The organism is Ignavibacteriales bacterium, from assembly GCA_026390595.1.
Classification (GTDB): Bacteria; Bacteroidota; Ignavibacteria; order UBA10030; family UBA10030; genus UBA9647.
In genome coordinates this window covers 1-19,284 of sequence record JAPLFQ010000030.1, presented here as the reverse complement: position 1 = coordinate 19,284, position 19,284 = coordinate 1, and the positions used below count along the sequence as shown (strand labels likewise).

The 19,284-nt window shown below is 55.3% G+C and carries 20 protein-coding genes; all 20 read left to right on the top strand.

All coding sequences use genetic code 11. From position 1 onward, the window contains the following. Position 1: 1 nt before the first annotated feature. Genes flhB through NTU47_15945 form a run of 20 tightly spaced genes read left to right on the top strand, consistent with a single transcriptional unit; the run spans position 2 to position 19,247 of the window. Positions 2–1,093: a flagellar biosynthesis protein FlhB gene (flhB, locus tag NTU47_16040; GenBank protein MCX6135316.1), complete on the top strand. Its 1,092-nt coding sequence runs from the start codon at positions 2–4 to the stop codon at positions 1,091–1,093. 6 nt (positions 1,094–1,099) lie between these two features. Further along, positions 1,100–3,208, top strand: coding sequence for a flagellar biosynthesis protein FlhA (gene flhA, locus NTU47_16035; protein MCX6135315.1), 2,109 nt, complete (start codon positions 1,100–1,102; stop codon positions 3,206–3,208). Then, positions 3,198–4,490, top strand: coding sequence for a flagellar biosynthesis protein FlhF (flhF, locus tag NTU47_16030; protein MCX6135314.1), 1,293 nt, complete (start codon positions 3,198–3,200; stop codon positions 4,488–4,490). Before flhA ends, flhF begins: the two co-directional genes overlap by 11 nt. 40 nt (positions 4,491–4,530) lie before the next feature. Next, complete coding sequence (locus tag NTU47_16025; protein MCX6135313.1) at positions 4,531–5,343, top strand: MinD/ParA family protein; 813 nt, start codon at positions 4,531–4,533, stop codon at positions 5,341–5,343. Then, on the top strand, positions 5,340–5,576 hold the full coding sequence (locus NTU47_16020) for a hypothetical protein (GenBank protein ID MCX6135312.1): 237 nt from the start codon (positions 5,340–5,342) through the stop codon (positions 5,574–5,576). Before NTU47_16025 ends, NTU47_16020 begins: the two co-directional genes overlap by 4 nt. A 21-nt stretch (positions 5,577–5,597) precedes the next feature. Continuing rightward, positions 5,598–6,356, top strand: coding sequence for a FliA/WhiG family RNA polymerase sigma factor (locus NTU47_16015; protein MCX6135311.1), 759 nt, complete (start codon positions 5,598–5,600; stop codon positions 6,354–6,356). After that, positions 6,353–7,411: a sigma-70 family RNA polymerase sigma factor gene (locus NTU47_16010; GenBank protein MCX6135310.1), complete on the top strand. Its 1,059-nt coding sequence runs from the start codon at positions 6,353–6,355 to the stop codon at positions 7,409–7,411. Before NTU47_16015 ends, NTU47_16010 begins: the two co-directional genes overlap by 4 nt. An 8-nt stretch (positions 7,412–7,419) precedes the next feature. Beyond that, entirely contained in the window at positions 7,420–8,295 is an 876-nt protein-coding gene (locus NTU47_16005; GenBank protein ID MCX6135309.1) for an HDOD domain-containing protein, read from the top strand. A 2-nt stretch (positions 8,296–8,297) separates the two neighbouring features. Next, positions 8,298–9,680: an ATP-binding protein gene (locus tag NTU47_16000; GenBank protein ID MCX6135308.1), complete on the top strand. Its 1,383-nt coding sequence runs from the start codon at positions 8,298–8,300 to the stop codon at positions 9,678–9,680. Further along, entirely contained in the window at positions 9,677–10,870 is a 1,194-nt protein-coding gene (locus NTU47_15995; GenBank protein MCX6135307.1) for a hypothetical protein, read from the top strand. The genes NTU47_16000 and NTU47_15995 overlap by 4 nt, the downstream gene beginning before the upstream one ends. Then, positions 10,867–11,610 (top strand): flagellar basal-body rod protein FlgF, encoded by a 744-nt coding sequence (gene flgF, locus NTU47_15990; GenBank protein MCX6135306.1) that lies wholly within the window; start codon positions 10,867–10,869, stop codon positions 11,608–11,610. Before NTU47_15995 ends, flgF begins: the two co-directional genes overlap by 4 nt. Positions 11,611–11,635: 25 nt before the next feature. After that, complete coding sequence (gene flgG / locus NTU47_15985) at positions 11,636–12,424, top strand: flagellar basal-body rod protein FlgG (protein MCX6135305.1); 789 nt, start codon at positions 11,636–11,638, stop codon at positions 12,422–12,424. Positions 12,425–12,455: 31 nt separating this feature from the next. Then, a complete protein-coding gene (gene flgA / locus NTU47_15980; GenBank protein MCX6135304.1) occupies positions 12,456–13,169 on the top strand; it encodes a flagellar basal body P-ring formation chaperone FlgA in 714 nt (237 codons plus the stop codon). 16 nt (positions 13,170–13,185) lie between these two features. Then, positions 13,186–13,776, top strand: coding sequence for a flagellar basal body L-ring protein FlgH (locus NTU47_15975; GenBank protein ID MCX6135303.1), 591 nt, complete (start codon positions 13,186–13,188; stop codon positions 13,774–13,776). 8 nt (positions 13,777–13,784) lie between these two features. Continuing rightward, complete coding sequence (locus NTU47_15970) at positions 13,785–14,888, top strand: flagellar basal body P-ring protein FlgI (GenBank protein ID MCX6135302.1); 1,104 nt, start codon at positions 13,785–13,787, stop codon at positions 14,886–14,888. Then, complete coding sequence (locus NTU47_15965) at positions 14,875–15,738, top strand: transglycosylase SLT domain-containing protein (protein ID MCX6135301.1); 864 nt, start codon at positions 14,875–14,877, stop codon at positions 15,736–15,738. The genes NTU47_15970 and NTU47_15965 overlap by 14 nt, the downstream gene beginning before the upstream one ends. Further along, positions 15,738–16,193, top strand: a complete 456-nt coding sequence (locus NTU47_15960) for a flagellar protein FlgN (protein MCX6135300.1) — start codon at positions 15,738–15,740, stop codon at positions 16,191–16,193. Before NTU47_15965 ends, NTU47_15960 begins: the two co-directional genes overlap by 1 nt. A 17-nt stretch (positions 16,194–16,210) precedes the next feature. After that, on the top strand, positions 16,211–17,581 hold the full coding sequence (gene flgK, locus NTU47_15955) for a flagellar hook-associated protein FlgK (protein MCX6135299.1): 1,371 nt from the start codon (positions 16,211–16,213) through the stop codon (positions 17,579–17,581). Then, entirely contained in the window at positions 17,581–18,468 is an 888-nt protein-coding gene (locus NTU47_15950) for a hypothetical protein (protein ID MCX6135298.1), read from the top strand. The genes flgK and NTU47_15950 overlap by 1 nt, the downstream gene beginning before the upstream one ends. Positions 18,469–18,470: 2 nt before the next feature. Further along, the gene (locus tag NTU47_15945) at positions 18,471–19,247 is read left to right on the top strand and encodes a MotA/TolQ/ExbB proton channel family protein (GenBank protein ID MCX6135297.1); all 777 of its coding nucleotides are present in this window, start codon (positions 18,471–18,473) and stop codon (positions 19,245–19,247) included. The last annotated feature ends 37 nt before the right edge of the window (positions 19,248–19,284 follow it).

The following is a 19,284-nucleotide window of genomic DNA, read 5'->3' as shown; positions in this document are numbered from 1 at the left end:
GATGGCAGAAGAGATGCCAAATGCCGACGAACGCTCTGAACCGGCGTCGGACCGCAAGAAGGAAGAATCCCGGAAGAAGGGACAGGTTGCGAAGAGCATGGAGCTGAACTCCGCCCTGGTGCTCATCTTCGGCCTGATGATCATTTACTTCTCCGGCGGTATGATCGCACAGCAGCTCAGCGCGGCTGCAAAATCGTTTTTCGCTCACGCTGCAGAGATGGAGATTACGCGCAACACGCTGCAGAATGAATTCGCCCGCGTGTTCGCTATCATCGGTATCGCAGTCGCTCCTCTGGCAATAGGTCTGGTCCTCGTCGGACTCCTGGCGAACTTCGCTCAGGTCGGCTTTCTTCTGACGTTTGAGACCATCCGCCCAAAATGGAGCAAACTCAATCCGTTGTCCGGAATACGAAACATCCTCATTTCACGCCGTTCGGCCGTCGAGCTCGGCAAAGGGGTTGTCAAGATCTCGCTCATCGGCCTTGTCTCATATTTCACGCTCGATTCAATCCTCTCCGATTCCCTGCAGTTGATCGACGCCGACGCCAATGCCGTCATGGCCTTCATGGCAAAAGGGGCGTTTGCGGTAGGGTTAAAGGCCAGTGCAGTCATGCTCGTCCTGGCCGGGTTTGATTACGCGTTCCAGAGGCTTGAGTACGAACGCAACCTGCGGATGACGAAGCAGGAAGTGAAGGAAGAGTATAAGATGCTGGAGGGAGATCCTCTGGTGAAGGGGCGGATCAAAACCATCCAGCGTCAGATCGCCTACAAGCGCATGATGACAGACGTCCCTAAAGCTGACGTTGTGGTGACGAACCCCACGCACCTTGCGCTGGCATTGAAATACGACCTGGCAAAGATGACGGCACCGAAGGTTGTTGCGAAAGGCGCAGACCTGATTGCCCAGAAAATCAAAGAGGTCGCCAAGCAGAACAATGTTCCCATTGTTGAAGACAAGCCGCTTGCGCAGGCGCTGTACAAGGCGGTTGACATAGGCGATGAAGTGCCTGAACAGCTGTTTCAGGCGGTTGCTCAGGTGCTCGCATACATCTATCGTATGCGCGATCAACACAATCGAACTCACAGGCGGTAGGAAACTGTGGACGAACGAGCCCCCAACGGTGTCAGTGTATTGATGAATTCAGGCGCGATGAAGGCGCTTGCCCGGAACACCGATGTCTTTCTCGCTGTAGCGGTTATCATGATCATTGCGCTCATGATTATCCCGCTGCCTGCGATGCTGCTCGACATCTTCCTTTCCGCGAATATTACCATCGCAATCGTAATTCTCATGGTCTCGATGTACATCACGAGCCCGCTGGAGATCTCCGTGTTCCCGGCGATGCTGCTCGTGATCACGATCTTCAGGCTGTCCCTTAATGTTGCCTCGACGCGCCTCATCCTCGGAACAGGATACGCGGGAGACGTGATCAGCTCGTTCGGCACGTTTGTGGTCCAGGGTAACTACGTCGTTGGATTTATCGTCTTCCTCATCCTTGTGCTCATTCAGTTCATCGTCATTGTGAAAGGATCGGGGCGTATCTCGGAGGTCGCCGCCCGGTTTACACTGGATGCGATGCCCGGAAAACAAATGGCCATCGACGCCGACATGAACGCCGGACTGATAACCGAGATGGAAGCACGCCAGCGCAGGTTGCAGATCACCCGGGAGGCGGAATTCTATGGCGCGATGGACGGCGCCAGCAAGTTCGTCAAGGGGGACGCGATCGCCGGATTGGTCATCAACGTGATCAATATCGTCGGTGGTTTTGTGATTGGGGTAGCGCAGCGGGGGATGAGCTTCACCGACGCGCTGAAGAGCTACACGCTGTTGACGATCGGCGATGGACTCGTCACGCAGATACCGTCGCTGATTATCGCGACGGCGGCTGGCATGATCGTCACGCGCAGCGCTTCCGGTGAACACCTGGAGCAGGAGTTGAGGGGACAGATCCTTGGCAAGCCAAAGGCGCTTCTCATCGCTTCGGGAGCTCTCCTGGCTTTCGCAATTGTACCGGGCCTTCCGACGGTCCCATTCCTGATTCTCTCCGGCCTGTCCGGGGTTGTCGGCTACGTGAACCTGAAGAACGGTCCTGCCGTCTCCGTCGCGGTGCCCGAAGGTGGACAAACGCCGAAGGAGATCAAAAAGAAAGAGGAGCAAATTGAGGATTTCCTTCAGGTGGATCCGGTCGAATTGGAAATTGGTTACGGCCTGATCTCGATGGTCGATGAGGCCAAAGGGGGGGACCTTTTCAACCGCATCACCAATCTGAGGAAGCAGCTCGCGCTCGAGTTCGGCATCATCATTCCCCCGGTTCGGGTGCGGGACAATCTGCAGCTCGAGCCAAGTGAATATGTGTTCAAGATCCGCGGGAATGTCGTCGCCACCGACCGGATAGTGATGGATAAGTTCCTTGCCATGAACCCGGGCTTTGCGGCGGAAGAAATCGCCGGCATCGCGGTGAAAGAACCGGCATTCGGACTTCCTGCCGTGTGGGTGTCGGAACGCGAACGCGAAGAGGCGGAGCTCAAGGGATACACGGTCGTCGATCCGTGCACCGTGCTTGCGACGCATCTGCAGGAAATTCTGAAGCGCAACGCCGACAAGATTCTGAGCCGTCAGGATACCAAGAAACTGATCGAGAATCTCAAAAAGGAATACCCTGCAGTCGTCGAAGAGCTCAATCCTGACACACTGCCTCTCGGCACTGTACAAAAGGTGCTTCAGAACCTCCTGAAGGAAGGTATCCCGATTCGCGATCTCGCCACGATCCTCGAAGCACTCATCGACTATTCAAGGGTCACGAAGAATGTGGAGGTCCTGACGGAATACGTCAGACACTCCCTTTCTGAAACGATTGCAAGGATGTACGGTGACGAACGCGGGATCATTCACGCGATCGCAATGGACCCCGCGCTGGAGCAGGTGTTAACGCACGCGTTGCAGAGTAATCGCGAGAGCAGCCCGAGTCTCGGCCTTTCCCCTGTCACGGTCCAGGGTATCCATCAGAGTCTGCAGGAGAATGTGAAGACTGCAACGATTGCCGGTTATCAGCCCGTCGTCCTCTGCGTTGCAACGGTTCGACCGTATTTCTACAGGCTTGTTCATACGACGTTCCCGAATGTTGCTGTGCTTTCGTTCACCGAACTCCCACCCGAAACGGATATCGAATTCCTAGGAAAGCTGGAGGCAAGCGATGAGAATTAAGAAATTTGTCGGTCCGGACATCAAGAGCGTTACACAACAGATGAAGAACGAACTTGGTCCGGACGCTATCGTCTTGAATACGCACCGGGTCTCAAAGGGGGGTGTACTCGGAGTCCTCGGGAAAGAACTCATAGAAATCACCGCAGCAATCGACGAGCAGGTGGACCTGCAGCATTCCACGTACTCCCCGGGGGGAAGCCGTGACGCAGACGGGCGGCACGCAAGGAGCTTCGAGGCCCTGCTGAAGAATACCGGCCTCCAGGTGCCAACGGGAAATGTGCGCGGTGAAAGCCATCAGACTGTCGACGGTTTGAGAAAAGTGGCTGAGCATTTCGAAAAGCGGCATACGGAGAGCTCCAAATTGATTCCGCCGCAGGCGAGAGAAGCGGCCGAATACTACCACCTGAAATCCGAAGTGGAGGATATCAAATCCACAGTGACAGAAATTGCGCACACGCTGAGATTCAGCCAGACGCCCGCCCTGCCGGATCATCTGAAACGGGCGTATGTGGATCTGATTGAACAAGATGTCAGTGAGGAATCGGCAACCAGGTTGACGGATGCTGTCTTCAAGAGCGTGCCTCCCGGGCATCTGGACAGGAAAGAGATCATAGACCGGCGCCTGATCGAGACGATCGCCGCTTTGGTGAAAACCGGAGCCCCCCCCAGGCACAAGACGAAGCGTTCCCGGGTCGTCGCGCTCGTTGGTCCCACCGGGGCAGGCAAGACAACGACGATTGCCAAGCTTGCTGCCATTGAGAAGTTCCTGAACAGCGCGCGGGTTGGTTTGATCACCGTAGACACATTTCGGATCGGAGCAATTGAACAGCTCCGGACGTTTGCCTCCATTGCTGATATTCCCATGGAAGTAGTCTACAGGCCGTCGGAAATGAGCGCAGCACTGAAGAAATTCTCGGACAAGGACGTAATCCTCGTCGATACGGTCGGCAGAAGCCAGCGCTCCTCAAAGGACCTGACGGAGTTGAGGAAATTCGTGGAAGCTGCCAAACCGGACGAGGTACACCTGGTCCTGAGTGCTTCCACCGGCGCCAGAACACTCCTCGAAATCGTCGAGAAGTTCAAGGTTCTTCGCCCGAACAACATCATTTTTTCGAAAATTGATGAGGCGGTTACTTTCGGACCACTGTTCAATATTGCGCAGAAGGCAAATGTGAACGTTTCTTATCTGACGACAGGACAAGGAGTTCCGGACGATATCGTCGTAGCCGATGGCATCAAGTTTGCATCATTGGTGTATCAAGGCGCATTGGCTCATGCATGACGAGACACACATACAGGATCAAGCTTCAGGGTTGCGGCGGATGACATCCAGGCGTCATGTCGAAGTCGGCCGCGTCCGACCTCATGTCGTCACGATTACCTCTGGAAAGGGGGGCGTTGGCAAGAGCACTGTCGCGTTGAACCTGGCCATCACACTCTCGGAAACAGGCAAGAATGTTCTCCTGCTCGACGCGGACGCAAACCTCGCAAACCTGGACGTGATGCTCGGCATCTCACCGAAATGGAGACTGAACAACGTGTTGAGGGGCGAGCTTGGGATTGAGGACGCAGTGGTGAGCCCGTACCAGCGGCTGAAGATTCTCGCAGGGAGTTCAGGCGATCCTGCGTATCCGCAGCTCGATCTGGAGCACCAGAACCGGTTGATGCATGACCTCGTATCGACAGAGGAACATTTTGATCTCGTCGTAATTGACACGGCGGCGGGACTGAGCAGAGAGATTGTGAATTTCGCCATTCATTCAGACGACGTCTTGGTCGTCACAAACGTCGAACCGACGTCGGTGATGGATGCCTACGCGATGATGAAGATCATCCTTGCGGGAAATCCCGGCATTCCAATCAGTTTTCTCATGAACGCCGTGCGGCTCGCTCAATGTGCCAACGAGGCTGCGGAGAAACTGCAGACTGCGCTCTGTCACTTCCTGAACGCGCAGGCCAGCTACATCGGCTTCATTCCCTATGATGACAACACACTGCGGGCGGTCGTGCAACAGCAGCCATTGGTGAAGCTCTATCCTTACTCACCAGCAGCGCTGTCTCTTCGGGCACTCGCAAGGACATTTGGTGCTCAGGTACCATCCCACACGGAAGCAAGGAGGCTGGAGCCGGTATGAACAAGATCATCTTCCAAATTGGAGCATTGGCGTTCTTCGTTTCCCTTGTGGCGTTCTCGACGGAACGCTATCCGGTTCTTGACACCGTTGCCCGTGCGTTTATTGTATTTGTCATTGTCACGGTTGCACTTTCAGCGCTCCTTGCCCTTGCAGTGTTGATCGCAAGCAAAGAGCGGAGTCCGCAAAAAGAGGAGCCGCGCCCTGTGAGTAAACCATCGCAGACTGCGGCCTAGTCAGGGGGTTCCAGAATATTCATGATGACCATGTCTGCACAGAGATCCATGGAGCACCGGTCGATGTCCGGCGAAGATCTATGCTGCTCAAAGAAAGATCTGGTCGAGAGCAATCTCGGGCTTGTCCGTTATGTGACGAGCCGGTTTGGCTTTATTCATACAGCACAGGAGCGTGTTCTTGAAGAGAAGGATCTGATCCAATTCGGACTCCTCGGATTGCTGGACGCTATCGAGAAGTTTGATCCGGCAAAGAATGTACGGTTTGAGACGTATGCGGTAACCAGGATCCGGGGCACCATCCTCGACGAATTGAGAAAACTCGACTGGATTCCGCGATCTGTTCGGAAGAAGGGGCGGCAGGGAAACCGGGTAGTTCAGGAATCTGAGAGCGCGGACAACCAGACGCTCACGGCCGGGGAAATTGCGACGAAACTCTCGTTAACGATTGAGGAATATCAGGAATTGCTGACCGCAGCGAAAGGTGCCACCATGGATCACCGTGTCAGTTACGACGACGAAACCGATGTTATTCAGAACATCGCAGCCGATCCGTCCACCGACCCCCATGAGATTCTGTGTGCCGAAGATACGCGGAGCCGGTTGATCGGAGCGCTGGAGTCGCTGGAAGAGCGGGATCGCCTGGTGATGGCACTGTACTATTACGAAGAGTTGACATTCCGGGAGATCGGCCGGATCCTTCGGATTTCGGAGTCACGCGTATTTCAAATCCACACAGCTGTTCTGCAAGAATTGCGCACATACTTAGAGGACACGGTATGACAACAACGTCCGATCAGTTGGTGTCCGAAAGCTACGTCTCCCTGGTGAGGCGTCCCTCGATTTCGAATCGCGTGAATGAGATCATCGAACTCGTCGACAATCCGCTCACGAGTGTGGCGAAACTCACGTCGGCAATTTCAAAGGACCAAACGCTCGTCAGACGGGTGTTGCGGCAGGCGAATTCGCCCATTTACGGGTTTTCGCGACGCGTCAAGGACCCTAATTTTGCCGTTATCCTGCTCGGATTTGACGCTCTCCGCGAAATGGTGGTTCGTTCCATCGTCACGGGGGCGTTCCGACGCATGGTGAACAGTATGATTCGGTTCGAGGCGTTCTGGGACCATTCCATCGGATGTGGGCTCGGGGCACGCTTCATCTCTGAGCAGACCGGCCTTTGCGACCCGAACGACGCGTTTGTCGCCGGGTTGCTCCATGATATTGGCTATGTCATTCTCAATGAGCACGTCAGTGATGATGGGATGAACAAGGGGGGCGCAGGCACTTCGAAAGGGTTAGTCTCCGCGTCCCTCCCGAAACAGGATCATGCTGATGTAGGTGCCTGGCTGGCGACGCACTGGCATCTGTCGGATGATATCGTCACGGCGATCAGGCTTCACCACAAGCCGGCCTCCGCGACGACGCACAGGACCTTGGTCTCCATCGTTCATACCGCTGAAGTTCTCTGCCATCGTCTCCAGATTCACAAGACGGATTACGAATCGATCGAAGGATATGACCCTCAGGCGCTTGCGACTCTAGGGCTGACGGAAGCGGCGCTGACCAACGATTCTGCCTCAGGATACGTTGCCTCAATCCGCGAGGACCTTTCCCACGCTCCGAAGTTTGCAACCCTGATCACGGAACTGAAGCAGAACCTCGTTGAGGTAATGCAGGAGCTGTCAGAACAGGAACGGGTCGTACTCGCCCTGCTGTACTATGAGGGGCTTCCGATTGTGGACATTTCCAGAGTGTTGGGCGTTTCAGTTCCGGATGTCGAGCAGTTGCAGACCACAGCCCTTGCCAGACTGCGCGCAGCAATAACCCTAATTGTGTAGCTTCTCCCATGCTCTCTGCTGACTACATACGCGATAAAGTTAAAACCATTATCAACCTGCCAGCGCTTCCGTCGATTGCGATGGAGGTTGTGGAGATGGTGGATAATCCGAAGACTAGCGCCTCGCAACTTGGAAAGATCATTTCCACCGACCAGGCGCTGACCGCGAAAGTCCTGAAGATCGCGAATTCCCCGTTCTACGGGTTCCCCAAGAAGATCGCGACGATCGATTTTGCGATCATTGTCCTCGGTTTTGATGCGCTGAAGGAGATTGTCATCAGCATCTCCCTGGTGAGTTCGCTGCAGAAAAAGTCGGACAAGTATTTCGATTCGAAGGCCTTCTGGGACCATTCCATTGCAACCGGAGTCATCGGACGAAGGCTCGCGAGGGATCTCGGCTACCGTGTGAGCGGAGAAGTGTTTGTCGGAGGACTGCTGCACGACATGGGCATTTCGGTCATGCATCGCTACTTCAACAATGAGTTTAAGCGCATTGTCGATATTGCACGCGAAAGCGATCTGACGTTTATGGAAGCGGAGGAGAGCGTTTTGGGTGTCACGCATGCGGACATCGGCAGCTGGCTTGCCGAACGATGGAACCTGCCCGATCACCTTGCCGAAGGCGTGCTGCTGCACAGCGACCCGGGCAAAGCGGAGAAGAACCCTGATCTGGTTGCCATTATCCACTGCGCGGACGTGTTCGCGGCGAGAATCAACGGCGGAGCAGTCGAGTTTGATAAAGGAATCGAGTTTGACGCCGGGGCCCTCACGCGGCTGCAGCTGGACGATCCAAACGTGCTTGAGGAATACATCAGAAACTACACCGAAGTGATCAACGCCGATATCCGTGAAGCGGCGATGCTTGCGCATCTGAATGTGATGTAAAAATGACATCGAACAAACATAATAATCCATCAGAGGACCGACCCCGCCTGCATCTCGTGGATGAGGCTGAGCCGCGGATAGAGCAGTTCATCGAAAACAGGGAGATGTACATCAAGGCCCTGGAACAGACGATCGATGCCCTGAAGCGGGAGAACAATCAGTTCAACAAGAACAACCTCGACATTCGGTCGTCGATCGACGAGCTGGTCGCGATGCAGCGGCTGTCGAACACGATCAGCACGGCCGTCGAGCCGGAGCGCATTGTGAGCACGCTCATCGAGCTGAGCCAGCAGGTGCTCCCCATCATCGAAGCGAACGTCTTCTTGTTTGACATGTCGGATAAGCGCTTGCTCCCGTTGACATCTCATGGCTCGGAGCTCCTTGTGGCCGAGGCCCAGCAGCACCTCGAATCAGGCATCGTGGACTGGGTGTTCTCGGAAAAGAAGACCGTGATTATCCCCGATCTCTCTCATATGATGGGAGACGGATCGCCCCAGAACTTTGTGATCGTCCCGTTGGTGCTGCGTAACAAGGATGTCGGTATCTACCTGATCCACACACAGAAGCCGCAGCAGGAATTCTCCAACCAGGACATGCAGCTCCTCACCGTGCTCGCAAACCAGGCCGCGGCCGGGGTCGAGAACTGGCGCTCCTATCACCAGCTCGTGAAGGCCAACCAGGAATTGAAGGCCTCCCACGCGCAGATGATGCAGGCGGCGAAGCTCGTCGCACTCGGCGAGTTGGCAGCAAGTATCGTCCACGAGATAAAGAATCCAATCCAGATCCTCATGATGCATCTGGACATGGCGATGAAGGGAAAACCGGTACCAAACTGGCTTGAGATGTTCAACCAGCAGGTGCGGCGGCTCGCGGAGATCACGAAACGGCTGATGACATTCTCCCGGAAAGTGTCGGACGATTTCCAGATCGAGCTCGTGGATGTTAACAAAGCCATCGAGGATGTCGTTGCAATTGTCAAGCATGATTTCCAGAACAACAGGGTCGCAATTTCCACGGACTTGGCTGCGACGCTGCCAACGATCCCCGGGAACGCCAACTATCTCCAGCAGGTGTTTCTTAATTTGCTCATCAACGCCCGGGATGCCATGCCGGACGGAGGCAAGGTGGCGGTCTCTACGGAGTCGAAAGGATTCAAAGTGCTTGTCCACGTGGCAGACACCGGCACTGGAATTCCGAAGGAAGTTATTGAGAAGATCTTCGCTCCGTTTTTCACCACGAAGGAAGCCGGCAAGGGAACGGGACTCGGTCTCTCGATTTGCAGCAAGATCATATCGCAGCATAAGGGGGAGATCAAGGTGCAATCGTCCCCCGAAATGGGGACTACGTTTTCTATCAGCTTGCCTGTGAGGAGGACTGCCCAATGAGATCTCGCACAACTGCTCTCATGGTTTCGATGATTCTGCTCTCCTGTGCGGCTGCCGGGATGCAGGATGACGCCGCGAAAGGAAATGTGCGCTATGCCGTTCGTCCCGAGTACACCCGCCTCCTGGTGTTCTTCAAGGGACCGTTGAAGTATTCTCAGGAACTACGCGGCAATGTCCTGACGCTGACCGTGACTGATATCAAATCGGCGCTTTCTCAGAGCGGGTGGAACAAGCAGTTCCGTAACGGCCTCATAGAGAACGCATCAGTCGAACCGGTTGTCAACGCGACTTCTAAAATAGTCATGCTGCTGCGGAATGGCTACGCGAGGTTCCAGGTAACCCAGCACGACCGTCACGAGGCAATCTGGATCGATGTGTTCGCGAAGAACACCGTAGCCCCAGCCGCGAGCATCGTCGCAAATGAATCTCCGGTAAAGACGAGGGTTGCTCCAACTCAGACGAAAGAAGCAAAGCAGAGTCGGCCTCAGGCCGCAGCGAAGAGATCACAGGACAGAGCATTGCCGGACGATCCACACCATCCGTCGCCGCTGTTCGACATCGCTGCCCTCGCCCGTCAACAGCTCGAGGATGCTGGTCATCCGAAAGCAGCAGGTAATGCACCGGCGCAGGCGAATCTGACATTGCAGAGCTCGAAGTCCGGTTCGGAGCCAACTCCCGCAGGTAGGAAGCTCCTGGTGTGGCTTGTCGTGGCAGGCTTTTCTCTCCTGACCTCCATCGCCGCATTGGCTATCCTCATCAAGCGGAAGATGACCAGGGCAAACAAACTCGAACAGCTGCTCTTCGCATCAGCGCAGGCGCGGTCGTTACAGACGCGCACGCCGAACGACGAAGAGAGGGGTGAGGCCGCTGTCCCCGAGCGCTCACGGGAAGAACGGAAGTATGAATTCGAACCGGAGGAGAGGATTGAGCGGGACGGAGTGCCTGCACTGACGTTCGCAGAACAGTATCATAGGAATCAGGGAGACGTCGAACTCGCAATGAGAATTCGGGACAACGCACGGACGCAGGGTCATCTCAGCGTCACACGTACGATAGGAACTACCATCATACCGGCCAAGGGTAGAATCTCGGCTGCCAAAAAGCTTGGCGTTGGCAAGGGTGAGCTCGAATTGGCGTCGAAGCTCTTGCGGTTATCTCTCGCTCAGAAGGAGACGGAGGACGCAGCATGATCAAAGGAATCTACAATTCAGGTACAGGGATGCAGCCGCGGATGACGCGCCTCGAGGTCCTCGCAAACAATATCGCGAACTCGGCCACGACGGGGTACAAGAGAGACAGCCTTTTCATCCAGGCCATGAAGGATGCAGGGCTGTCGCAGGTCGAAGGGCTTGCGGATTTGAAAGGGTTGGACAGCAAGCAGTTTACCGACTTTTCAGAAGGTTCCTTTGCCCAGACACACAACCCTCTGGATCTGGCGATCCAGGGAAAGGGATTCTTCGTCGTCGAAACGCCGCAGGGGATCAAGTACACTCGCAATGGCGGGTTCTCGCTTTCGCAGGACGGGACGGTGGTCAATGCTGAGGGATATCCCGTGCTAAGCACGTCGGGCCATATTCAGATTCCGCGGCCCGAGAAAGCTGTTGGTTCGTCGATTACGATTAACGAGCGGGGCGAGGTGACGGTGGGAAAGGCAGTCCTTGGGCAATTGCGCATTGCCGACTTCCGCGACATGTCACAGCTGAGGAAAGCCGGCCAGACGATGTTTACGACCGATGCTCCCGAACAGCGCGCCGCAGTTGATGGTCATTCAGTAGTAATCCGTCAGGGGTTTCTGGAAGAATCGAACGTGGAGGCCCTGGGCGAAATGATTCAACTCGTGGAACTGAGCAGAAGTTTCGAAACGGACCAACGAACGATCAAAGCCCAGGACACGACGCTCGAGCGTGCGCTCGATGTCGGCAGGGTTTGATGATTTCCATTGATGAGGAGAGAGCATGAACAGAGCACTTCGAACAGCGGCAACCGGGATGTTGGCCCAGCAAATGAATGTGGACCTGATCTCGCACAACCTCGCAAACGTCAACACGACCGGTTTTAAGAAGAGCCGTGCAGAGTTCCAGGATCTTATGTATCAGACGATCAAAGCCAGTTCCACGTCTCCCGACGGGCAAACGCAGGAAGCAACGGAGATCCAGATTGGAAACGGTACGATGCCAGCTGCGGTCGTGAAGTCGTTCAGCCAGGGCGATGTGCAGCCGACAAACAACCCACTCGATCTGATGATCCAGGGAGAGGGATTCCTGCAGGTGAGGCGGCCGGACGGCACGATCGCATACACGAGAGATGGTGCGCTGAAGATTTCAGGAGAAGGCCAGCTCGTGACATCCCTCGGAGATATGATAGAGCCGGGGATCAGCTTCGGCACAGATACGGCAAGCGTCAAGATAGGAAAAGAAGGGACCATCGAGGCGACCATCGTGGGACAAACGACCCCGACGAAGGTTGGGCAACTCGAACTCGCAAAGTTCGTGAACCCCGGGGGTCTGAGGGCAATCGGGAACAACCTGTTTGTCGAGACTCCCGCCTCGGGGAAACCCAATCTGGGCGTTGCAGGGGGAGAGGGATTTGGAGATCTGATGCAGGGTTCGCTCGAGTCCTCCAATGTCGATGTGGTCGAAGAGATGATAAGCATGATCGTCGCTCAACGGGCATACGAAATAAACTCGAAGACGGTGAAAACTGTCGAGGATATGCTCGCCATGGCGAATAATTTGCAGCGGTAACGGATCAGACTCCTCGGGAGCGTACAAAGTGATGACGGCTTTTCTATCAATACTGCTCTGCCTCAATACCGGTGTGACGATTGTTCATCCCGACAGGATAAAGAAGGCGGTCGAGGCATATGTCGCCGGTCGATGGGAGTCAAAACGTGAGCAATTCCAGGTGGAGTTCCGGGAAGTTCCGTCGGCCATCAAGGTGTCATCATCGTCGTATTCCGTCCGCGTCGGGATCGGGTCAGTCCCGAAATTGAAGGGGTACGTCGGCATACCGGTTGAAATTGTATGCAACGACCGGGTCGAGCGAAGGATAGTAATCCCTGCACAAGTCAGGACGTATGGGAATGTCGTGGCGACGAACCGGCAGCTGCAGCGTCACGAGGCGATCACCGGCGGGGGCATGATGTCGCGGCGTCTTGAAACCACCGGCCTTCCGGAAGACGTCATTTTTGAGGGAACGGAGCTCGAAGGAATGCGGTCAGTCCGGATCGTTGGGGCGAATTCCGTTCTCTGTGCGAGCATGCTGGAACGATTGCCCGTTGTCAGGCAGGAGGATGCGGTGACGATATCCATTCGGACTGGCAAGGCGGTCGTGACTGCACAGGGGGTGGCGAAACAGGAGGGATGTGTCGGTGATATTATTGCAGTCCAGCGATCCGGTTCGAAAGAACGGCTCAAGGCGACTGTGCTTGATGCCCGCACGGTCTTCGTCGAAATCGGACAGCCCGTTCCCGGCATACAGAACAATTAGGTGAGAGAGGATGAAGATGATCAGGACGTGGGCTATGAGATGTGTGGTGTTGGTATGCGCAGCAGCAGTGGGCAGCATGGTGCAAGCACAGGATCTGCGGGAAAATCTGAGTCGATCTCTCTTTTCTGACCAGAAGGCAAATCATGTTGGCGACGCAGTTACGGTGCTCGTCGTGGAGGCATCGAGTGCATCAAATGATTCCAAGACCTCCTCGTCCCGTGAAAGCGGCATCTCACTTTCCGGATCAGCGAAAGCCGGCGCAACGCCGATTCCAGATGCCGGATTCAACCTCGGATCGGGAAACACCTTCAAGGGGTCTGGCGCCACGCAGAGCCAGGGCTTGGTGCGTGCAAGTATCAGCGCCCGGGTCGACTCTATTCTTTCCAACGGAAACATGTGGATCAACGGCAGCCGACTGATCAGCATCAACGGCGAGGAACAGGTAATCAAAATCTCCGGCATCATCCGTCCAACGGATGTTCAGGCAGACAACAGCGTCTACTCCTCCAGCATCTCCGATGCGAAGATAGTCTTTGAGGGGAGCGGGATGATCGACAGGTCGCAGGGCCCCGGTTGGCTGACGAAGCTCTTTCATTGGCTATTCTGAGCGTGACTATGAAATGCACATCGAAACTGGTTTTCGTTCTGCTGATAGTGTCGTTCCAGGCCGGTTGGTCTGCGACGAGGATCAAGGACATCGCGTACGTCAAGGGAGTGCGCGGTCAGCAGCTTATCGGGTACGGGCTGGTTGTCGGTCTCAACGGTACCGGAGACACGCAGCGATCGACATTTACGATCCAGTCTGTGACCAGTATGCTGAAACGATTCGGTATCACCGTTCCATCGAGTGACGTCCGGACGCGCAATGCGGCCGCCGTGATGGTGACCGCCACGGTCCCTGCCTTCTCAAAGGAAGGGGGCGCCATTGACGTGATGGTTTCTTCGCTCGGTGACGCGACGGGATTGCAGGGGGGCACGTTGTTGATGACGCCGCTGTCAGGGCTTGATGGCGCTGTCTATGCGACAGCCCAGGGAGCTCTCTCGGTGGGCGGCATGAGCGTGCGGGCCGGCGGAAGCGAAGTACGCCGCAACCACACCGCTGCGGGGAGAATCCCGAGCGGCGCAGTGCTCGAAAAATCCGTTACCACGGATTACGCGAAAGGCTGGAAGGTTGCCATAGTGTTGTTGCAGTCGGATTTCACGACGGCGAGCCGCATAGCCGAGGGAATCAACGCAAAGCTCGGGAAGAAGATCGCATGGGCGACGGATGCTTCCACGGTAGCTGTCGAAGTGCCGGACAGCTCCCGTACTGACGGCAAGCTTGTGGAATTTATCTCCATCATCGAGATACTTGAAATCAATCCCGACGTCGCTGCGCGCGTTGTCATCAATGAGCGGACGGGAACAATCGTGGTCGGCGGAAATGTCTCCATCCTGCCCGTGGCGATCTCCCATGGCGGTGTCAACATCGAGATTCAGCAGACTCCGGTCATATCTCAGCCGAATGCGTTTTCCAGCGGCAAAACCGTCTCTACATCAATGACGACTGTGGCTGCCGGGATTGACAGTTCGTCGGTCGTGGCGCTCGAAGGGGCTGCAACAGTGCAGGATATTGCGAAATCGTTGAACGCTCTCAAGGTGTCTCCAAGGGATATCATCGCCATTTTCCAGGCACTCAAAGAAGCTGGCGCTCTCAAAGCAGATCTTGTCATCATCTAAGCATGGGCAGGACATGATACCTGATGTCACAAATGCTGCAGCCACAGTTGAGGCCACTCCGAAGACGAAAGTCCTCGACGAGAAAGCCAAGCTGAAGCTCCAGAAGGCCGTCCAGGATTTCGAGGCGATCTTCGTCAATTACCTGCTGCAAAACATGCGGAAGACGGTGCAGAAATCGGAAGACGAGAGCTCCGATTTCGGCGGTGAGATGATGCAGGGGATGTTTGATCTGGAAATCGCAAAACATGTCGCCCGCAAGAGCAGCCTTGGAATGGGGGACATGTTGTACAGGCAGCTCACGGGCGAGAGCCTTCCGAAGCAGGCGCCGAGGCCGGCAAGTGCACCTGTCAGTCTGCCGGACCATGTGAAAGTGTCACTCCCCCCGCCTCCCCGTGCAACCGTGTCCATCGCTCCGGCCGACACGAGTTCGAAGAGCATGCCGAAAAGGATTGATCAGCTCCAGAACATCATTAAGGATGCGTCCACGAAGTATGACGTTGATGCGAATTTGATCAAGGCCGTCATCGCCGCCGAATCGGCCGGAAACCCCCGTGCGATGTCACCGAAAAGCGCGAAGGGGCTGATGCAGCTGATCGATTCAACGGCGACCGCCATGGGTGTCAAGGATGTGTGGAATCCGCAACAGAATGTCTTTGGAGGATCGAAATATCTCAAGCAGCTCCTTGACCGGTTTGATGGTGATGTGCGCCTGGCGGTCGCGTCGTATAATGCCGGACCCCAGGCTGTCGAAAAGCACCAGGGCGTTCCTCCTTTTCCTGAAACGAACCAGTACGTGAACAGAGTCATGAAGTACATCCGTCTCTTCGAACAACAAGGGAGTGCCGAGTAATGAGGACAGCCGAACAGCTCGCTGATGTGCTGCAAACCGAGGCAGACGTCTCGGACGAACTGCTCAACGCGATGGAAAGGAAACAAGAATCGCTCATCTATTTCAAAGCGGATGTCATGGCTGACGCTGTGGATCGTGAACGCTCGCTGCTCAATCGAATGCGGGATCTCGAGCTGGAGCGTGTGACAATTGTGGCGGACATCGTTTCTGCCTTGCCTGCGTTCAAAGACAAGCGTGGGGGCGCGACGGTGAGCGATGTCGTACACTACGTCGGCGGAAACACCGGGACGCGGCTCTCTGAGCTTGCGCAGAGGATCAAGACCGTGGGCCTGCGCGTCCAGCATACGAACCAGCAGAACCGCCTACTGCTCGATAGCTCGGCCCGGTTCATCAAGCACACACTCCGGATACTGACTGACGACAATGCCCGTCAGCTTGTGGACAAGACAATCTAACTCGAGGAGCAAGCGCTGTGGGCGGACTGAATGGAATATTGGATGTCGCAAAACGTGCATTGTCTGCGCAGCGGGCGGGGATTGACGTCACGAGCCATAATATTTCCAATGCAAGCACGGCAGGGTATACACGCCAGAGGCTGCAGCTCGCGGCGACGCCGCCGACGAGGGAGGGGTTCGGCTATGTCGGTACTGGTGTTGCTGCGATAGGAGTCCAGAGAATTCGCCAGAGCTTTGTCGACCAGCAGATTTGGAATACGAACCAGTTCCTGAGCAAGTCCTCGACGCAAGAGAATGTTCTGAGTCAGATCGAAGCGGCGTTTAATGAACCTACCGATGCCGGGGTGGGATCACTGATCAACAGCTTCTTCAATTCGTTTCAGGATCTCTCCCTTCATCCCGAAGACAGCTCGTTCAGGAATGCGGTGGTGCAGAAGGCGGGAGCGATGAATGACGGGTTCCATCGCATTACTTCGAGCCTTGACCAGCTGAAAAACGATCTGGTCCTCGACGCACAGACGAAAGTCGATCAAATCAATGTGCTCGTCAGGGAAATCTACGATACTGGCAAGCGGATTACGGCTTTGGAGGCGGGTGGACTCGATGCGAACGATATGCGAGATTCAAGGGACGGCAAAATTGAAGAACTCGCGAAGCTTGCGAATATCAAGGTGTCAGATGACGGCCAGGGAGGCACGCTCATTACGCTTGGCACGGCGTTCGTTGAAGACAAGGCGGGGTACAGCACGCTGCAGGTGGGTGTGTCGGGTTCGCAGTTGCAGGTTACGGTTTCGGGTACATCGAGCGTAGTCGACATTTCCAGCGGCGATCTGGGGGGAATTCTGGAAACCCGTAATGCCCAGATCCCGGCATACCAGTCCAAATTGGACAGTCTTGCATCGGCGATCATCACGTCGATCAATGCCGTCCATACGACGGGATATGGTCTTGGAACGCCACCTCCGACTGGAAACAACTTCTTCACCGGCGTCGATGCCCGTTCTGTCAATGTAGATCCGGCAATTGTGGCAAACCTGAATCTCGTGGCCGCGTCCGGCGATGGCGCTCCAGGCAACAATACGATAGCGCTCGCATTGTCGGCTGTTTCTTCGCAGAAAGTTCTGAGCGGCGGGTCCACCACGATTCAGCAGTACTACGCGAACCTGGTAAGTGACATCGGATCGACGATCCAGACTGTGAGGAATACTTCCGAGTCGCAGACGCTGGTGTTGAAACAGTTGGAGAACCAGCGCGACTCGATTTCAGGTGTCTCCATTGATGAGGAGATGGTCCAACTGCTCAAATTTCAGAATGGATTCAACGCAGCTGCCAAAGTCATTACAACAGTCAATCAGATGTATCAAACTATGCTTGGGATGGTGTCATAATGAGAGTGACCGAGAAAGCAGTGTCGGATAGTTACCTGTCGAGCGTGAATCAGGCGAGGGGGAGAATAGTAGACCTTCAATCGAAGATCGCCACGGGGAAAAGCATACTGAAACCATCGGATGATCCCCGCGCCACGAACTCAATCCTGCGGCTGAGGGTTGCCTTGGACGCCAACGAGCAGTATTCGAATAACGTGGCTGATGGAAGCGGCATAGCGGAATCGACGGCAAATGCGCTGGATGGTTTTGCTTCGCTGTTTATTGACGTGAAGGATGTTGTGACGAGGGCGTCGAGCCCCTCGTCGATCGGCGAATATTCGACATTCGCAGAGCAGGTCGACCAGCTGTTGAGTGAGGCGGTGAATTACGCCAACACGAAGTTCAACGGAAAGTATCTCTTTGGCGGGACACAGACCACGGATCCTCCGTACACCCTCGCGGCGGATCACTCCTCCGTGACGAAGAACCCGAATGGGATCAATGGGACGATCAGCTACCAGGTGGGCGACGGCCTGAGCCAGCAGGTGAATATCTCCGGTGAGGAAGCTTTTCAGGGGACAGCGCTATTTGACATCCTGATCCAGATAAAGAACAATCTTCAGGGGGGGATTCCTCCAACTGCCGCGCAGGTCGACAGTGTCAACAATGGGTTTGACCATATCATTCTCAAGACGAGTAAAGCGGGCACGTACGTACAGAACATGCAAAACTTGACAAAGCACCTGGATGATCAGAAGACGCAGCTGACGCAGTTTCTCTCCAACGACCAGGATGCTGACCTTGCAGCTTCGGTGACACAATTGAAACAGCAGGAGACGATGCTGGAAGCGGCGCTGAATGCCGGTGCCAGGACCATTCCAAAAACGCTTGTCGATTTCCTGCAATAACGATGAAACGAAGCATGGACATAGGAATGGCCGGCGGTCTTCTCTTCGGATTGCTCTCGATTTTCGGTTCGTTCCTGCTTGAGGGGGGACAGGTGGGGGCGCTGTTTCTGATACCTGCGATGACAATCGTCTTCGGCGGTACGTTCGCCGCTGCGATGATAGGAACGCCGCTCAGAGTGTTCTCGAAAGTCGGGACGCTCATGCGGATCGCTCTGTTTCCTCCAAGATTTGAGGTCAAGTCTGCCATGTCTCAGATTGTCCAGTTTTCCACAATAGCACGGAAGGAAGGACTGCTGGTGCTCGAGAGGGAAAGCGGGAAAATCGAGGACCCGTTCATGGCAAAGATGCTCCGATTTCTGATCGACGGGGCGGACCCTGAAGTCCTTCGGGGCGTGGCTGAAGCGGAGACAGTATATGTCACGCAGAGGCACAACCAGTACATCGCGATCTTCCAGCGCATGGGGGGGTATTCACCGACCATGGGCATCATAGGGACAGTCATGGGTCTCATCGCAACCCTGGCGTCCGCCGGAGCCGATCCCAATACGTTGATCAAACATATCGGCAGCGCGTTTATTGCAACCCTCTGGGGTGTTTTCATGGCAAACATCGTGTGGCTTCCGGTGGCTGACCGGCTTAAGAATATCAATAACGATGAGCGGTTCTACATGGAGATGATCACGGAGGGGATCCTGGAAATCCAGGGGGGTGAAGTGCCGACAGTGATCAAGGCAAAGCTGAACAGTATGCTGGCGAAATCAGAGCAGGTGAAAGAATGAGGCGCCGTAAGCAGGTCGAAGAGGGAGAGCACGAGAA